Here is a 15,478-nt window from a genome sequence, read left to right as displayed (position 1 = left end):
CCCCCGGCGCCCGCGCCTGTAGGAGCGTTGGTCTCCCGCCGGGCGGGACGTAGGTCCCCGCCCGCCGGAGGCTCCGCCGGCAGGGACCAAGGCCCCTGCCGCAGCCCGCGCCCCGGCGCGCAGACTCCACGGCATGACCTTCGATCGCAGCGGGCTGCGGGTGCTCGACGAGGCCGAGTGCCGCGCCCTGCTGGCCGCCGCGCCCCTCGGCCGCGTGGTGTTCACCGAGCGCGCGCTGCCCGCCGTCCAGCCCGTCGGGTTCGCGCTGCGCGGCCGCGAGCTGGTCGTCGGCGTCGCGCCCGGCTCGCCGCTCGCCGGCCTCGCCCGCGGCACCGTCGTCGCCTTCGAGGCCGACGCCTACGACGCCGCCGGCCGGACGGGCTGGTCGGTGGTCGTCGTCGGGCCGGCGCGGCCCGCCCGCCCCGACGAGGTCGCCGGCGCGCTGCCGGTGCCGTCCTGGCCCGCCCCGGCCGCCGTGCCCGACCGCTACCTGGTCATCGGCTGCGAGCTGGTGTCCGGCCGCCGCATCCCGCAAGCACCAGCTACCGCCCCATACCGGGACGTTCGCCCCTGCTGACGGGGCGCCCCGGCGGCGACGCTGGGATCATGGACTACGACGGGAACGGACCGCGGGCCCTCGACCGGGAGCGGTGCCTGGCGCTGCTGCGCACGGTGCCGGTCGGGCGGGTGGTCTTCACCGACCGCGCCCTGCCGGCGATCCAGCCGGTGAACTTCGCGCTCGACGGCGGCGGCCGCATCGTCGTCCGCACCTCGGCCGGATCGGCCCTGGACCGCGCGACCCGCGGCAGCGTCGTGGCGTTCCAGGCCGACGACATCGACGTGCGCACCGGCACCGGCTGGTCGGTCACCCTGGTCGGCGAGGCGCGGCCGGTGACCGCCCCCGCCGAGATCGAGGAGCTGGCCGGCCTCCCGCTGCGCGCCTGGACGCCCGCCCGCGCCGACCGCTACATCCGCATCCACGGCCGCGACCTGACCGGCCACGGCTTCTGCCGCCACCACCGGGCGGCCGCCCTCTGACCGCGCCCGCCCCGCACGGCCGCCGTCAGACGGCGCGGTAGACCACGAACGACACCGCGATGTACTGCAGCACGTACGCCGCCACGGTGAAGGCGTGGAAGACCTCGTGGAACCCGAACCAGCGCGGCGAGGGGTCGGGCCGCCGCAGCCCGTAGACCAGCCCGCCCAGGCTGTACAGGACGCCGCCGACCACGACCAGCACCGCCACCGCGATCCCGGTGCCGTCCAGGAACTGCGGGACGAAGAACGCCGCGACCCAGCCGAGGCCGATGTAGAGGATCGTGTACAGCCAGCGCGGCGCGCCGACCCACAGCACCCGGAACAGCACCCCGGCGAGCGCGCCGCCCCACACCACCGCCAGCACGATCGCGCGGGCCGCGCCGTGCAGGATCAGGTAGGCGAACGGCGTGTAGGTCCCGGCGATGATGAGGTAGATGTTGGCGTGGTCGAAGCGGCGCAGCACCTCGGCGACCCGCGGCGACCAGCGCCCCCGGTGGTAGAACGCCGAGACGCCGAACAGCAGCGCCGACGTCAGCGCGTACACCGCGGCGCAGAGCCGCGCGGCGAGCGTCGGGCCGAGCGCGACCATGAGGACGCCCGCGACCAGGGCCAGCGGGAAGGTGCCCGCATGCAGCCAGCCGCGCAATCGGGGCTTGACCGCCTGGGCGAGCTGTTCCACCGGGCGCCGCATCCGACCTCCTCGTTCCCTCGACGCCGGCGGGGGATGCCGGCGCAAGAAGCGTATCCGGAGGCGGCGGCGCCATTCGGTGATTCGTCCCACGTCCGGCGGGCAGGCCGACGGCACGGACCGCGGGCCTTGACGTTGTAAGGTTCGGCCTGGATCCCGTCGACGACGACGCTCTCTCCTGGAGGAGTCCCGTGCTCATCGGTTTCGCCGTTCCCGTGTCGGGGGCCTGGGCCACGCCCGCCGCCCAGGCGGAGGTCGCCCGCCGCGCCGAGGAGCTCGGCTACCACTCGGTGTGGACGCTGCAGCGGCTGCTGAACCCGGCCGGCTCGGCCGACCTCACCTACCGCAACGTGCCCGACCCGCTCATCACGCTCGCCTACCTGGCGGGGGTGACCGAGCGCGTCCGGCTCGGGGTGGCGATCGTCAACATGCCGTTCCTGGCTCCCCCGGTGCTGGCCAAGCAGGCCGCCACCCTGGACCGGGTGTCGGGCGGCCGCCTGGACCTCGGCCTCGGCCTCGGCTGGATGCCCGAGGAGTTCGCCGCCGTCGGCGTCCCGTTCGAGCGGCGCGGCGCGCGCGCCGAGGAGTTCCTGGCGGTGCTGCGCACCATGTGGGGCGGCGGCGGGGAGTTCCACGGGGAGTTCTACGACGTCCCGCCGGTGGTGATGGAGCCGGCGCCGGTGCAGTCGCCCGAGCCGCCGGTGCTGCTCGGCGGCACCTCCGAGCCCGCCCTGCGGCGCGCCGGGCGCCTGGCGGCGGGCTGGGTGTCCTCCAGCCGCGCCGACCTCGCCGCGATCGGCCGGTCCATCGGGGTCGTCCGCGACGCCGCCGTGCGGGCGGGCCGCGACCCGGGGGCGCTGCGGTTCGTGTGCCGGGGCGCGGTGCACGTGCGCGACGCGGGCGCCGCCGGCCGGCGGCCGCTGCACGGCTCCCTGGAGGAGATCCGCGGCGACTTCGCGGCGCTGGAGGAGCAGGGCGTCACCGAGCTGTTCGTCGACCTGAACTTCGACGGCCGCGTGACCGGCCCGGACGCCGACCCGGCGGCGTCGCTGGCGCTCGCCCGCGACGCGCTGGAGGCGTTCGCCCCGGCCCGCTGAGACGCGCGGGGACCCGGGAGGCGGGCGCGCCCCCTCTACAGCGGCGGGCGCCGCCCCTCCCACGGGGTGCTGAGCACGACGGTGGTGCGGGTGGCGACGTTGGCCTGCGCGCGGATCTGCTGGAGCAGGTTCTCCAGGTCGTTGGGCGAGGCGACCCGCACCTTCAGGATGTAGCTCTCCTCGCCGGCCACCGAGTGGCACGCCTCGATCGCCTCGATGCCGGCGAGGCGCTGGGGGGCGTCGTCGGGCGCGGCCGGGTCGATCGGCTTGATGGACACGAAGGCGGTGAGGGCGAGCCCGATCGCCTCGTTGTCCAGCAGCGCGGTGAAGCCCTTGACGACCCCGCGTTTCTGCAGCCGGCGGACCCGCTGGTGCACCGCCGACACCGACAGCCCGGTCTCCCGGGCCAGGTCGGTGAAGCTCATCCGCCCGTCGCCCGCGAGCAGTCCCAGGATCTGGCGATCGATCTCCTCCACCCCGGAAATCTAGCGGACCGGCGCGCCGCGCGCCCGCCCTGCCGCCCAGAAAGCGCCGGTCAATGCCGGTTCCCGGCGTAAGTCCGGTCCGTCCCGTGGGGGCCGGGGTCAGCGGCGCCCGCCCCGGCAGGGCCCGCAGCTGCCCCGCACGACCAGCTCGGCGGGCAGCCGGACGGGCCCGGCGGGGCCGCGCCGGTTGCGGTCGCGCAGCAGCGTCTCGCAGGCGCGGTAGCCGATGTCGCGGCCGGGCCGGGCGACGGCGGTGAGCGGCGGGTCGCACAGCTCGGCCCAGGCGACGTCGCCGACCATCGCGATCGACACGTCGGCGGGCACGCGCAGGTCCAGCTCGCGCGCGACGAGGACGGCGGCCTCGCCGAGCAGGTGGGTGGCGGCGAGGACGGCGGTGGCGTCGGGGCGGCTCTGCAGCAGGCCGGCCGCCGCGGCGTAGGCGCTGTCGCGGGCGGGGCGGGCGGCGACCATCAGCTCCTCGTCCACGGCGACGCCGGCGGCGGCCAGCGCCTCCCGGAAGGCGCGCTCGCGCTCGCCGCGGGCGCGGCCGCGGGGCGCCGCGCCCAGCAGCGCGATCCGGCGGTGGCCGAGGCCGAGCAGGTACTCGGCGAGCGACGCCACGCCCGCGGCGTCGTCGGCGAGGACGGCCGGCACGTCCGGCAGGCCGGGCAGCGCGCGGTCGGCGAACACCACTCCCCCGCCGGCCGCCGCGGCCGCCGCCCACGGCGCGCGGTCGCCGGCCGGCACCGCGACGACGCCGTCCAGCCGCTGCCCGACCATCCGCTCGACGATCGCGGCCTCGCGCCCGGGGTCGCCGCCCGAGACGTCCAGCACCACGTGCTCGCCGAGGTCGCGGGCGCAGGCCAGCACCCCGGCGGCCAGCTCGGCCTGGAAGGGGTCGGTGACGTCGGGGACGACCAGGCCGATGCCGCCGGTGCGGCGGGTCTTCAGGCTGCGGCCGACCGCGCTCGGCCGGTAGTCCAGCTCGCGGGCCGCGGCGAGGACCCGCTCGCGGGTGGCGGCGCCGACCGCGCCGTTGCCCGAGAAGACCCGCGAGACCGTCGCGATGCCGACGCCCGCGGCCGCCGCCACGTCCTTCACCGTTGCCGCCACCGGTTCCGCCGCCCCTCTTCTCTGGAAACGTTTCCATACTATTGACTCTCGAATCAGGGCAAAAGCCCTGGATACAGAAGCCTACTGGAAACGTTTCCACTCAGGGAGGGTCGATGGCCGGGATCAGGCTGGACCAGGTCGACAAGGTCTACACCGGGGGCGTCAAGGCCGTGGACGGCCTGGACCTGGACATCCGCGACGGCGAGTTCATGGTGCTGGTCGGCCCCTCGGGCTGCGGCAAGTCCACCGCCCTGCGCATGATCGCGGGCCTGGAGGAGATCAGCGGCGGCACCGTGTCCATCGGCGGGCAGGTCGTCAACGACCTGGCGCCCAAGGACCGCGACATCGCGATGGTGTTCCAGAACTACGCGCTCTACCCGCACATGACGGTGGAGAAGAACCTGGAGTTCGGCCTGAAGCTGCGCGGCGCCTCCAAGGAGGAGCGCAAGAAGAAGGTCGCCGAGGCCGCCAAGATGCTGGGGCTGGAGCAGTTCCTGTCGCGCAAGCCCGCCGCGCTGTCGGGCGGCCAGCGCCAGCGCGTCGCGATGGGCCGCGCGATCGTGCGCGAGCCGCAGGCGTTCCTGATGGACGAGCCGCTGTCGAACCTGGACGCCAAGCTGCGCGTGTCGATGCGCGCCTCGCTCAGCCAGCTGCACGAGCGCCTCGGCGTCACCACCGTCTACGTCACCCACGACCAGGTCGAGGCGATGACGCTCGGCTCGCGCGTCTGCGTGCTGCGCGAGGGCAAGCTCCAGCAGGTCGACACGCCGCAGCGGCTGTTCGACAACCCCGTGAACCTGTTCGTCGCCGGGTTCATCGGCTCGCCGTCGATGAACTTCGTGACCGCCGAGCTGACCCGCGCCGACGGGGGCGCGCAGGTCTCCTTCGCCGGCTACACCCTGCCCGTGCCGGACGCGCTGCTGGCCGCCAAGGAGGGCCTGGAGGGCTACGTCGGCCGGCCGGTGATCCTCGGCGTGCGGCCCTCGGACTTCGAGGACGCCGCGCACGCCAAGCCCGACTGGGCGCCGCTGGAGGCCACCTGCAGCGTCACCGAGGAGCTCGGCAGCGAGATCAACGTCATCTTCGCCATCGACGCGCCGCCGGTCGAGCACAAGGACACCGCCGACCTCGCCGAGGACGCCGCCGAGGGCGAGGCCGACACCGCGATCCCGCTGGTCGACGACAAGGCGCTGTGGACCGCGCGCGTCAACGCCCGCTCGCAGGTGCGCCCGGGCCGCCGCGTCGAGCTGGCCGTCGACACCTCCCGGCTGCACTTCTTCGACCCCGAGACCGGCCTCGCCATCGGCTACCAGCAGAGCGCCCCGCCCGCCGACGCCGACGCCGTCCCCGCCGGCGACGAGGTCGAGGTCCTCAAGGGCTGACCTCCGCGCCGATCCGCGCCGATGACCGCCAGGGCGCCGGCGGCCCGCACCCTCCCCGGACGGGAGGGCGCGGGCCGCCGGCGTTTCCCGTACCGGGACGCGGTCAGAGGACGACCAGGTCGCGCGGGGTGGTGTTGAGGCTCTCGTAGCCGTCGCCGGTGCACACCACGATGTCCTCGATGCGCGCGCCGTGCGGGCCGGGGTAGATGCCCGGCTCGATGGAGAAGGCCATGCCCGCCTCCAGCGGCTCGGTGTTGCCGCTGACGATGTAGGGGTCCTCGTGGCTCTCCAGGCCGATGCCGTGCCCGGTGCGGTGCAGGAACAGCGGCCCGTACCCGGCTTCGGCGATCAGCTCGCGGCCGGCCCCGTCGACCGCCTCGGGCGTGACGCCGGGCCGCACCGCACGGCTGGACGCCTCCTGCGCGGCGCGCAGCACCTCGAAGTAGGCGCGGTACTCGGCGGGCGGCTCGCCCACGCAGTAGTTGCGGGTGGAGTCCGAGCAGTAGCCCGTCGGCATGGTGCCGCCGATGTCGACCACGACGGGCTCGCCCTCGGCGATGACGCGGTCGCTCAGCTCGGCGTGCGGGTTGGCGCCGTTCGGGCCCGACCCGACGATGACGAAATCGACGGCCTCGTGGCCCTCGGCGATGATGGCGTCGGCGATGTCGCGGCCGACCTCGCGCTCGGTGCGGCCGGGCCGCAGGAACTCCGGCACCCGCGCGTGCACGCGGTCGATGGCCGCGCCCGCGGCGCGCAGCGCGGCGATCTCGGCGGGGCTCTTGCGGATGCGCAGCCCGCGCATCACCCGCCCCGCGGCGACCTGCGCGGCGCCCGGCAGCGCCGCGCGGAACCGCAGCACCATCATCGCCCACATGCGGTCGGCGACCGCGACACTGGCCAGGCCCGCCGGCAGGCGGCCCGCGACGAGCGCGTAGGGGTCGTCGGTCTCGTCCCAGGGCACCAGCTCCAGGTCCAGCCCGCCGGCGGGCGACGCCTGCGCGGCGGGCAACTCCAGGCGCGGCACCACCAGGAACGGGTCGCCGGCGGCGGGCACCACCAGGCAGGTGAGCCGCTCCAGCTCCTGGGCGTGGTAGCCGGTCACGTACCGCAGGTCGGGGCCGGGCGTCAGCAGCACCGCCCCCACCCCCGCCTCCGCCGCCGCGTCCCGTACCAGGGCCACCCGCTCGCGCGGATACAACTGCGCTGTCACATCCGTCTCCATCATCTCGGGCGCGGCGGTCCACCGGATCGCCGCTTCCCCCCTCCCCCGTCACCTGGGACTGTTACATTCTGTAGGTGCGCCGACACCGGATCGACCGCTCCGGACGCCCTCCCAGGATCGCAAGCGCCGCGTCGCCTGCGCCAGCCGGGCGCACCACGGGACGGGCGGAGCGGTCTGCCGGGGGGCCCGCGATGAGCGTCGTCAGGGACACCGACCGCGCACTGGCGCTGGCCGGCACCGTCGAGCGGCTGCGCGCCGAGCTCGCCGAGCTGCGCGGCGAGCAGCGCGCCCGCGCCGTGGTCGAACAGGCCAAGGGCCTGCTCGCCGAGCGGTTCGGCTGCGGGGTGGAGGCCGCCCACGAGCACCTGCTGCAGGTCGCCGCCGACGCCGGAGTGGAGCCCGCCGTCGCGGCGGCGCTGCTGCTCGGCGCGGGCGAGGAGCCCGGCGACGGCGGCCGGGTGACGCGCCCGACGGCGGCGGTCTTCGACCCCGCCACCTACCTCACCGACCCCGAACCCGCGCCCGCGCCCGTCCTCGGGCCCGCGCCCTTCACCGCTCCGCACCTGGCGGCGGCGGCGTTCGACGCGGCGCGCTCCCCCGACGAGCTGGCGCGCCGCCTCGCCGAGGGCGCCCTCGACGGGCTCGGCGCGCAGGCCGTGGTGCTGACGGTCCTGGAGCCCGACGGCGCGCTGCGGCTGGCCGGCGCGCACGGGCTGCCCGCGCACGTGGTGAGCGAGTGGGCGCGCATCCCGCCGCACCGCAACGTCGGCCTGGTGCGCGCGGTCCGCGAGGGCGCGCCGCTCTGGCGCGCCGACCCGGCGCGGCTCGCCCTGCTCGGCGCCGCCGCCCGGCTGGACGCCCCGCACTCGTGCGTGCCGCTGCGCGCGGGCGGGCGCATCGTCGGCGCCGCCGAGATCACCTGGGCCGCCGACGCCGGCCCCGGCGACGCCGCCGTCGCCCGCCTCCGGCCGGTGCTGGCGGCGTGCGCGCGGCGGCTGCGCGAGCTGGTCCCGGCGGCCGGCGACGCCGCCGAGGCGCCGTGGCTGCGCGCGCTGCTGGAGGTCGTGCACGCGCCCGCGGCGCTGATGTCGCCGGTCCGCGACGACGCGGGCCGCGTCGTGGACTTCCAGGTCGACGCCGTCGCCGGCGACGGCGACGACCTGCCGGGGCACCGGCCCGCCGAGCTCGCGGGCGCGCGGCTGCTGGAGCACCTGCCCGGCCTGGCGGTCTCGGGCCTGTTCCACGCCTACGTGCGGGTGCTGGAGACGGGCGCGCCGCTGCGGCGCGACCCGCACGACTACACCAGCTTCGCCGGCGGGCGGCTCGTCCCGACGCGGCTGTCGGTGCGGGCCTGCCGGGTCGGCGGCGGCGTCCTGGTGAGCTGGCGCTTCCACGACGACCAGGACGACCTGGCCGGGCAGCTCGCGCAGGCGCAGCGGCTCGGCAACCTCGGCTGGTCCCGGTGGGACCTGGTGACCGGCGAGGTGCGCTGGTCCGACCACCTGTACCGGCTGTTCGGCCGCGGCCCCGGCGACGGCCCGCTGCCGCTGGCCGGCCTCGCCGGCCTCGTCGTCCCCGAGGACCTGCCGCGCGCCGAGCACCTGATGCGGACGCTGCTCGGCCGCCGCGAGCCCGCCGACGTGGAGCTGCGGATCCGCGGCGGGGACGGGGTCCGGCACCTGCGGGTGATGGCCGAGCCGGTGCTCGGCCCGCACGGCGACCCGGTCGCGCTGTACACGGTGTTCCAGGACGTCACCCAGCGCCGCCGCGCCGACCGGATGCTCGCCGCGACGCGCGAGCAGCTGCGCGAGGAGCGGCGCCGCATCGCCGAGGAGCGGCACGTCGCGGTGCAGTTGCAGCGGGCCATCCTGCCGCTGCCGCGCGGCCCGCGCGACCTGCCGGGGCTGCGCGCCGCCGTGCGGTACCTGCCGGCCTCGCGGCAGGCGCGCGTCGGCGGCGACTGGTACGAGGCCTCGCCCGATCCGACCGGCGACGGGGTGTTCATCGCGATCGGCGACGTGTCGGGGCACGGGCTGGCGGCGGCCGCGGCGATGGCCACGATGCGCAACGCCCTGTCGGGCCTGGCCTGCACCGGCGCCGCCCCCGACCGGCTGCTCGGCTGGCTGAACACGCTGCTGACGAGCCGCCACCCGTCGCTCACCGCCAGCGCCGTCGTCGCCCGCTACGATCCGGCGTCGCGCACGCTGCGCTGGGCGCAGGCCGGGCACCCGCCGCCGGTGCTGCTGCGCGGGGACACCGCGGCCGTGCTGGCGGCGCCCGACGGCGTCGTCCTCGGCGCCCTCGACGAGCCGCCGCTCGCGCGCGCCGAGACCGTCCTGGAGCCCGGCGACACGCTGCTGCTCTACACCGACGGGCTGGTGGAGCGCCGCGACCGCGACCTCGACGACGGCTTCGACCTGCTCTGCCGCGCCGCCGAGCAGGCCGCGGGCGCCGCGCCCGACGCGCTCATCGAGCACGTGCTGCGCGCGCTCGGCGCCGCCAACCCCGACGACGACACCTGCGTGCTGGCCCTGCGGACCGTCTGACCCGCGTGGGAGCATGGCCGCATGAGCCGGTTGATGCTGCTGGACACCCCGTCGCTGTACTACCGGGCGTTCTTCGGGGTGCCCGAGAAGGTGACCGCTCCGGACGGGACGCCGGTGAACGCCGTCCGCGGCCTCCTCGACATGATCGCCCGGCTGGTCGCCGACCGCTCCCCCGACCGGCTGGTGTGCTGCATGGACGCCGACTGGCGGCCGGCGTTCCGCGTCGCGGCCCTGCCGTCGTACAAGGCGCACCGGGTCGCCGAGGGCGGCGGCGACCAGACCCCGGACGCGCTGGAGGCGCAGCTCCCGGTGATCGACGCCGTCCTGGACGCCGCCGGCCTCGCCCGCGTCGGCGTCCCCGGCTACGAGGCCGACGACGTCATCGGCACCCTGGCCGTGCGGGGCGCCCCGGCCGGGCCCGTCGACATCGTCACCGGCGACCGCGACCTGTTCCAGCTCGTCGACGACGGCGGCCCCGTGCAGGTCCTGTACACCGCGCGCGGCATCCGCAACCTGGACGTGCTGGGCGAGAAGGAGATCGCGGCCAAGTACGGCATCCCGGGCCGCGGCTACGGCGACTACGCGACGCTGCGCGGCGACCCGAGCGACGGGCTGCCCGGCGTGCCGGGCGTCGGCGACAAGACCGCGGCGGCGCTGGTGACCCGGTTCGGGTCCGTCGCGGGCATCCTCGCGGCGCTGGACGCCGGGGAGCAGGACGGCTTCCCGGCCGCGGCGCGGCGCCGCGTCGAGGCGGCCCGCGACTACCTCGCCGCGGCCGGGACGGTCGTGCGGGTCGTCACCGACATCGACGCGCCCGAGCTCGCCGGCCTGGACGACCGGCTGCCGGACGCGCCGCGCGATCCGGCCGCGCTCGCCGAGCTGTCGGAGCGCTGGGGCCTCTCCAGCCCCCTCCAGCGGCTGGCCAAGGCCCTCGCCCGCGCCTGAGAACGGCCGCGGCGGGGAACCGTCCGGGGCCGCGCCGCCTCCAAGGTGTCAGGCAGGTGTCAGGCAGGTGTCAGGCAAGGTGTCGGGCAATGTGTCAGGCGACGCAGACGGCGGGCGTCGCGCGGGGCAGCGCCGGCGGCGGTGAGGGGTTCTCCTGGAGAGTGCGCAGGACCGGGCCGGCGCCCGGTGCGGTCGGGCCTTCACGCCCCACTCTCCCCTTCCGCGGCGGGTGCCGGCCCTCCGCGCGGGCGTCCTTGCCAGGGACGCCCGCCCGATGTCCACTGGAGACCATCAGCCGGCGACGTCTCGGCCCCGACGCGGGCGGCCGCACGGCCGCCAGAAAGCGGAAGCCCCGGTGAGCGAGAGGACCTCTTCCCAGCGCAGGACGGCATCCCCCCCGGCCCCCTCGGGCGCCGGCTCCCCGGCGCGGAGCGCCGGGAGCTTCTGGGACGCCCTGGACGCCCCGCAGCGCCGGGCGCTGCGGACCGTCGCGCGGACCCGCACCTACAACGCCAAAGCGCCGCTCTGCTACCAGGGCGAGCAGTCCGACCACATCATCGTGATCGAATCGGGCTGGGCCAAGGTCGTCGCCCTCGCCGAGACCGGCCAGGAGGTCGTCCTGGCCGTCCGCGGCCCCGGCGAGCTGATCTGCGAGAGCGCCGCCCTCGGGTCGCGCCAGCGCTCGGCCACCATCAGCGCCCTGTCGCCCCTGCGCGCCCTGGTCGTGCCGGCCGCCCGCTTCACCGCCTTCCTCGACGCCCACCCCGAAGCCTGGCGCATGGTCTCCACCACCTTCGTCCAGCGCCTGGACGAGGGCGGCCGCCGCGCCCAGGCCCACGTGTCGGTCAAGGGCGCCCAGCGCCTCGCGCTGCTGCTCATCACCCTCGCCGAGCTGTCGGTCCGCCACACCCCGCCCGCGCCCGACGGCAGCATCGACATCGCTCCCCCGCTGTCGCAGGAGGAGCTCGGGTCGTGCATGGACTCCTCCCGCGAGACCGTCGCCCGCGCGCTGAACCACCTGCGCCGCCGCGGCCTGGTGAGCACCGGCTGGCGCCGCACCACCGTCGTCGATCTGGAGGGCCTCCGGTCCTTCGCCGCCGGCCGTCCGCCGCGGGAGTGAGCGTCCGCGCCCCGCGCCTTTACATTGTAGATCCGTTTTCTTCGGGGCGTTCCGCCCCGTTCCTCCCGTAGGCTCGGGGGCGTGCTGCCGCGTTCCATGCTGCGTCTGCGAACCGCCGACGATGACGTGCTCGCCGGGTTGGACCGGATCCGGACCGAGTTCGCGGTGCCCGGCGCCTTCCCGGCCGCGGCGCTCGCCGAGGCCGAGGCGGCGGCCGCCGCGCCGCCGCCCGCGCTGGAGGACCTGCGCGAGGTGCCGTTCTTCACCCTGGATCCGGCCGGGTCGATGGACCTGGACCAGGCGATGTGGCTGGAGCGGCGGCCGGGCGGGCACCGCGTCCGCTACGCGATCGCCGACGTGGCGCACTTCGTGCGGCCGGGCGGCGCGCTGGACGCCGAGGCCCACGAGCGCGGCGTCACCCTCTACCTGCCGGACGTGAAGGCGCCGCTGCATCCGCCGGCGCTGTCGGAGGGCGCGGGCAGCCTGCTGCCGGGCGCCGACCGGCCCGCGGCGGTGTGGACGATCGACCTGGACGAGGCGGGCCTCATCACCGATGTGGACGTGCGGCGGGCGCTGGTGCGCAGCCGCGACCGGCTCGCCTACACCGGCGCCTCGACCGCCGATCCGCGGATCGCGCTGCTCTGCGAGGTCGGGCGGGCGCTGCTGGCGGCGGAGGCGGCGCGCGGCGGGGTGAGCCTGCCGCTGCCCGAGCAGGAGGTCGTGCACGGCTGGGACGGGTGGACGCTGGAGCAGCGCGGGGACCTGGCGGCCGAGGAGTGGAACGCGCAGATCTCGCTGCTGGCGGGCCGCGCGGCGGCGGCGCTGATGCTGGACGGCGGGGTGGGGCTGCTGCGCACGATGCCGCCGGCGCCCGCCGAGGCGGTCGCCAAGCTGCGGCGCGCCGCGCGGGCGCTCGGGGTCGACTGGCCCGACGACCGCCCCTACGGCGAGGTGATGCGGGGCCTGAACCCGGCGCGGGCCAAGGACGCGGCGCTGCTGTACGAGGCGCCGGCGCTGATGCGCGGCGCCGGCTACACCGCTTTCGACGGCGAGCGGCCGGCCTCTCCCGAGCACGCGGCCGTCGCGGCGCCCTACGCGCACGTGACGGCGCCGATCCGGCGGCTGGCGGACCGGTTCGCCACCGAGGTGTGCCTGGCGCTGGCGGCGGGGCGGCCGGTCCCGGGCTGGGCGCGCGAGGCGCTGCCGGGCCTGCCGGAGGTGATGCGGCGGTCGCTGCGGCGGGCCGGGGACGTGGAGCGCGCGTGCGTGGACCTGGTGGAATCGCTGCTGCTGAGCGGGCACGTCGGCGAGGTGTTCGACGCGGTCGTCGTCGAGGCCAATGAAGGCAAGCCGGGCGGGCTGGTGCAGCTGGCCGAGCCGGCGGTGCTCGCCAAGTGCGAGGGCGAGGGGCTGCCGCTCGGCCGGCCGGTGAAGGTGCGGCTGCGCGAGGCCGACCCGTCGCGGCGCCTGGTGCGCTTCGCCCTGACGGGCTGACGCGCGGGGCGGGGAAGGCGACTCCCCCGCCCCGCGCGCGTGCTGCGCGGCGGCGTCAGCGGCGGCGCCGGCCGCGCCAGCTCGTGCCGACCCCGACGCCGGCGAGGTGCAGGGCGATGAGGAGCAGTCCGAGGGTCACCAGCGTCTCGTAGTTGAACGCGTCGCTGGAGACGTCGGCGAGGTCGAACAGCAGCGCGATGGCGAAGACGATCGCGGCGACGATGGCGAGCATGAGAGTTCCTCCGGTCGTTGGTGCGCGACTCCCCCCGAAGCGCACCCAGACGATCTCCCTTTCGCCGCAGGTCAAACCAGAAATTTCACCTGGCGTGGCGAAAGGCCCGTCCGGACGTCGCCGGACGGGCCTCGCGGGGTCGCGCGGGCGCGGGGTTCAGGCGGCGGGCTCGACGCGCAGGGCGCGGCCGAGGCCGTCGGTGAGGGCGGCGTTCAGCCGGTAGGCGACCTTGACCTCGGCGATGACGGCGGCGCGCTCGGCGGCGTCCCAGGGGGCGGTGTCGAGCAGGGCGCGGTAGGCGTCCTTGTAGGCCTTGGGCTTGCCGGGGAAGCGGTAGAAGGCGACGCCGTCGTCGTCGCGGCCGACGCCGAGGGCGCGCTGGACCTGGCGGCCGATGAACTGGCCGCCGGACAGGTCGCCGAGGTAGCGGGTGTAGTGGTGGGCGACGAAGCCGCCGGCCGAGGCGGTGGCGACCTCGCGGACGCGCGCGGTGTAGGCGGCGGTCTCGGGCGTCGGGGCGAGGCGGTCGCGCCAGGCGGGCCCGTACAGGTAGGCCAGGTCGGCCTCCAGGGCGGCGCGGCGGCGCAGGTCCGGGACGTCGAAGCGGGCGGCGACGGGGTCGCCGGCCATGGCGTCGGCGGCGGTCTCCAGGGCGTCGTAGACGTGGTGGAGCTGGACGACGAGCGCGCCGTACTCCTCGCGGCCGAGGCGGCCCTCGACGAGCGCGGCCATGTAGGGCGAGGTCTCGTTGTCGCCGTGGTCGCTCCAGGTGGCGGCGCGCAGCTCGGCCGCGAAACCGGCCTCGGCGGCGTCGCCGCCGCCCGTGCCGCCCGTGCCGCCGGTGTGCGCCGCCGTGTGCTCTGCCGCCATGTGGTGCCTCTCCGTTCCCGCGGCCGGGACGCCCGCCCCGGACCGCTGAACTGAGGTTAGCCTTACCTAAATGATCTGCGGAAGGGGCCGGAGCCCTGTTCCCGACGTGACGTAGGTTACTTTACCGACGCCACGTCGGAACCTTCAAGGGCGCAGGTCACCGTCACCGGCCCGGGCCAGCGGCGGGCGGGTCAGTGCCGCGGGTGGGGTGCGCGGCCGAGGGCGCGGCGGGCCTCGGCGGACATGCGCACGACCTCGCGTCGGACCTGGGCGCGCTCGGTGAGGGGTTCGGCCCAGGGGACGCGGACGGCCCGCTCGCCGCCGGGGACGGTGACGGTGAACGCGATGCCGGTCGCGTCGAGGCCGCTCATGCGGGCGGCGGTGGCGTCGGGGCGGCCGCCGAGGGCCTGGACGATCTCCAGGCAGTCGGCGGGGTGGTCGTCGTTCATGTGCCGGGCGATCGCCTCCACGACCTCGGCGGTGAAGGGGGCGTCGCGGTTCTGGTCGCTGGTCATCGCGCGGCCTTTCCTGCTGTTCTGGCGCTGGTTCTGGCGGTGGTCCCGGCGGCGTCCCGTGCCGGTCCCGATGCCGGTCCCGGTGCTGGTCGCGGTGCGGACCGGGTTCGCCTCGGCCACTCTAAACTCCCGGCGGCCGCGGCCGGCCCGGCGCCTTCGGGCGCGGGTACCCGGCGATCTGCGCGAGAATGGTCGGCGTTCGATCCCGCGGCCGGATTTCGCGGGCGCGCTTTCCGCGGAAGGCGCGCCATTGGCGGCGGGTCGGCGTTGGCGGGAGCGGGGCACATGTCCGCGTTGGCCACATGGTGAAGAACATCACCATTACCGTGTCGGCAAGGGGAAGGAAGACGGGGCGCACATGGCCGAGAAGGTCATTCGAGTGGACGACATCGACGGTTCGGAGGGGGGCGATGTCACCAAACGGGACTTCGAAGTCCTGGACCGGACCTTCACGATCGACCTGAGCGATGACAATCACCGGCGGCTCACCGAGGCGCTGGAGCTGGTCGGCGGGTTCGTGGCCAAGGCCGTCGAGGTCAAGGCGGCGGGGCGGGGGCGCAAGAGCGCCGCCCCGGCCAAGGTCAAGGGCTACACCAACAACGATGTCCGCGAGTGGGCAAACGGCAACGGCGTGGAAGTCTCCGAGCGTGGCAAAATCGCCGATGAGGTCTATGCTGCATTCATCGAGGCCCATCCGGACGCGAAGCCGGGTGTATAGCAAGGGAGTCCCC

At 76.1% G+C, this 15,478-nt stretch carries 16 protein-coding genes; 9 read left to right on the top strand and 7 right to left on the bottom strand.

Annotation, left to right across the window (positions count from 1 at the left end; genetic code table 11):
* Window positions 1-133 precede the first annotated feature (133 nt).
* Both K1Y72_RS13685 and K1Y72_RS13680 read left to right on the top strand, forming a co-directional pair.
* Window positions 134-577: a pyridoxamine 5'-phosphate oxidase family protein gene (locus K1Y72_RS13685; protein WP_220166641.1), complete on the top strand. Its 444-nt coding sequence runs from the start codon at window positions 134-136 to the stop codon at window positions 575-577.
* 29 nt (window positions 578-606) lie between these two features.
* The gene (locus K1Y72_RS13680) at window positions 607-1,038 is read left to right on the top strand and encodes a pyridoxamine 5'-phosphate oxidase family protein (protein WP_220166640.1); all 432 of its coding nucleotides are present in this window, start codon (window positions 607-609) and stop codon (window positions 1,036-1,038) included.
* A 25-nt stretch (window positions 1,039-1,063) separates the two neighbouring features.
* On the opposite strand, the gene trhA is transcribed toward K1Y72_RS13680, so the two are convergent.
* On the bottom strand, window positions 1,064-1,729 hold the full coding sequence (trhA, locus tag K1Y72_RS13675; RefSeq protein WP_220166639.1) for a PAQR family membrane homeostasis protein TrhA: 666 nt from the start codon (window positions 1,727-1,729) through the stop codon (window positions 1,064-1,066).
* 188 nt (window positions 1,730-1,917) lie between these two features.
* Here trhA and K1Y72_RS13670 point away from each other — a divergent pair, with 188 nt between their 5' ends.
* The gene (locus K1Y72_RS13670) at window positions 1,918-2,823 is read left to right on the top strand and encodes a TIGR03619 family F420-dependent LLM class oxidoreductase (protein ID WP_220166638.1); all 906 of its coding nucleotides are present in this window, start codon (window positions 1,918-1,920) and stop codon (window positions 2,821-2,823) included.
* Between the two features lie 35 nt (window positions 2,824-2,858).
* Here K1Y72_RS13670 and K1Y72_RS13665 read toward each other — a convergent pair whose 3' ends face one another.
* Window positions 2,859-3,299, bottom strand: a complete 441-nt coding sequence (locus K1Y72_RS13665; protein ID WP_220166637.1) for an Lrp/AsnC family transcriptional regulator — start codon at window positions 3,297-3,299, stop codon at window positions 2,859-2,861.
* Window positions 3,300-3,407: 108 nt separating this feature from the next.
* Window positions 3,408-4,421 (bottom strand): LacI family DNA-binding transcriptional regulator, encoded by a 1,014-nt coding sequence (locus tag K1Y72_RS13660; protein ID WP_220166636.1) that lies wholly within the window; start codon window positions 4,419-4,421, stop codon window positions 3,408-3,410.
* A gap of 113 nt (window positions 4,422-4,534) precedes the next feature.
* Between K1Y72_RS13660 and K1Y72_RS13655 the strand changes: the two genes are divergently transcribed.
* The gene (locus tag K1Y72_RS13655; protein ID WP_220166635.1) at window positions 4,535-5,803 is read left to right on the top strand and encodes an ABC transporter ATP-binding protein; all 1,269 of its coding nucleotides are present in this window, start codon (window positions 4,535-4,537) and stop codon (window positions 5,801-5,803) included.
* A 103-nt stretch (window positions 5,804-5,906) separates the two neighbouring features.
* On the opposite strand, the gene K1Y72_RS13650 is transcribed toward K1Y72_RS13655, so the two are convergent.
* Window positions 5,907-7,013 carry a M24 family metallopeptidase gene (locus K1Y72_RS13650; RefSeq protein WP_308287053.1) on the bottom strand — a complete coding sequence of 369 codons (1,107 nt, stop codon included), beginning with the start codon at window positions 7,011-7,013 and terminating at the stop codon, window positions 5,907-5,909.
* Window positions 7,014-7,216: 203 nt separating this feature from the next.
* On the opposite strand from K1Y72_RS13650, the gene K1Y72_RS13645 reads away from it, so the two are divergent.
* The 4 genes from K1Y72_RS13645 to K1Y72_RS13630 all read left to right on the top strand — a co-directional run bounded on the left by K1Y72_RS13645 (window position 7,217) and on the right by K1Y72_RS13630 (window position 13,130).
* Entirely contained in the window at window positions 7,217-9,571 is a 2,355-nt protein-coding gene (locus tag K1Y72_RS13645) for a SpoIIE family protein phosphatase (protein WP_220166634.1), read from the top strand.
* A 21-nt stretch (window positions 9,572-9,592) separates the two neighbouring features.
* Window positions 9,593-10,516 (top strand): 5'-3' exonuclease, encoded by a 924-nt coding sequence (locus K1Y72_RS13640; RefSeq protein WP_220166633.1) that lies wholly within the window; start codon window positions 9,593-9,595, stop codon window positions 10,514-10,516.
* 355 nt (window positions 10,517-10,871) lie between these two features.
* Window positions 10,872-11,636: a Crp/Fnr family transcriptional regulator gene (locus tag K1Y72_RS13635; protein WP_308287052.1), complete on the top strand. Its 765-nt coding sequence runs from the start codon at window positions 10,872-10,874 to the stop codon at window positions 11,634-11,636.
* An 81-nt stretch (window positions 11,637-11,717) separates the two neighbouring features.
* Window positions 11,718-13,130: an RNB domain-containing ribonuclease gene (locus K1Y72_RS13630; RefSeq protein WP_308287051.1), complete on the top strand. Its 1,413-nt coding sequence runs from the start codon at window positions 11,718-11,720 to the stop codon at window positions 13,128-13,130.
* Window positions 13,131-13,185: 55 nt separating this feature from the next.
* Here the strand turns inward: K1Y72_RS13630 and K1Y72_RS13625 are convergent, their stop codons facing one another.
* From K1Y72_RS13625 to K1Y72_RS13615, 3 genes are all read right to left on the bottom strand, one after another.
* A complete protein-coding gene (locus tag K1Y72_RS13625; RefSeq protein ID WP_220166631.1) occupies window positions 13,186-13,362 on the bottom strand; it encodes a hypothetical protein in 177 nt (58 codons plus the stop codon).
* A 156-nt stretch (window positions 13,363-13,518) separates the two neighbouring features.
* Window positions 13,519-14,232 carry a biliverdin-producing heme oxygenase gene (locus K1Y72_RS13620; protein WP_220166630.1) on the bottom strand — a complete coding sequence of 238 codons (714 nt, stop codon included), beginning with the start codon at window positions 14,230-14,232 and terminating at the stop codon, window positions 13,519-13,521.
* Between the two features lie 191 nt (window positions 14,233-14,423).
* Window positions 14,424-14,747 (bottom strand): DUF2470 domain-containing protein, encoded by a 324-nt coding sequence (locus K1Y72_RS13615; protein ID WP_220166689.1) that lies wholly within the window; start codon window positions 14,745-14,747, stop codon window positions 14,424-14,426.
* Between the two features lie 358 nt (window positions 14,748-15,105).
* Here K1Y72_RS13615 and K1Y72_RS13610 point away from each other — a divergent pair, with 358 nt between their 5' ends.
* A complete protein-coding gene (locus K1Y72_RS13610; protein WP_220166629.1) occupies window positions 15,106-15,465 on the top strand; it encodes a histone-like nucleoid-structuring protein Lsr2 in 360 nt (119 codons plus the stop codon).
* The last annotated feature ends 13 nt before the right edge of the window (window positions 15,466-15,478 follow it).

This window comes from Actinomadura parmotrematis (assembly GCF_019458805.1).
Lineage (GTDB): Bacteria > Actinomycetota > Actinomycetes > Streptosporangiales > Streptosporangiaceae > Spirillospora > Spirillospora parmotrematis.
Note: the sequence above shows the minus strand (reverse complement) of the source record. Positions and strands in the feature narration are given on the sequence as shown.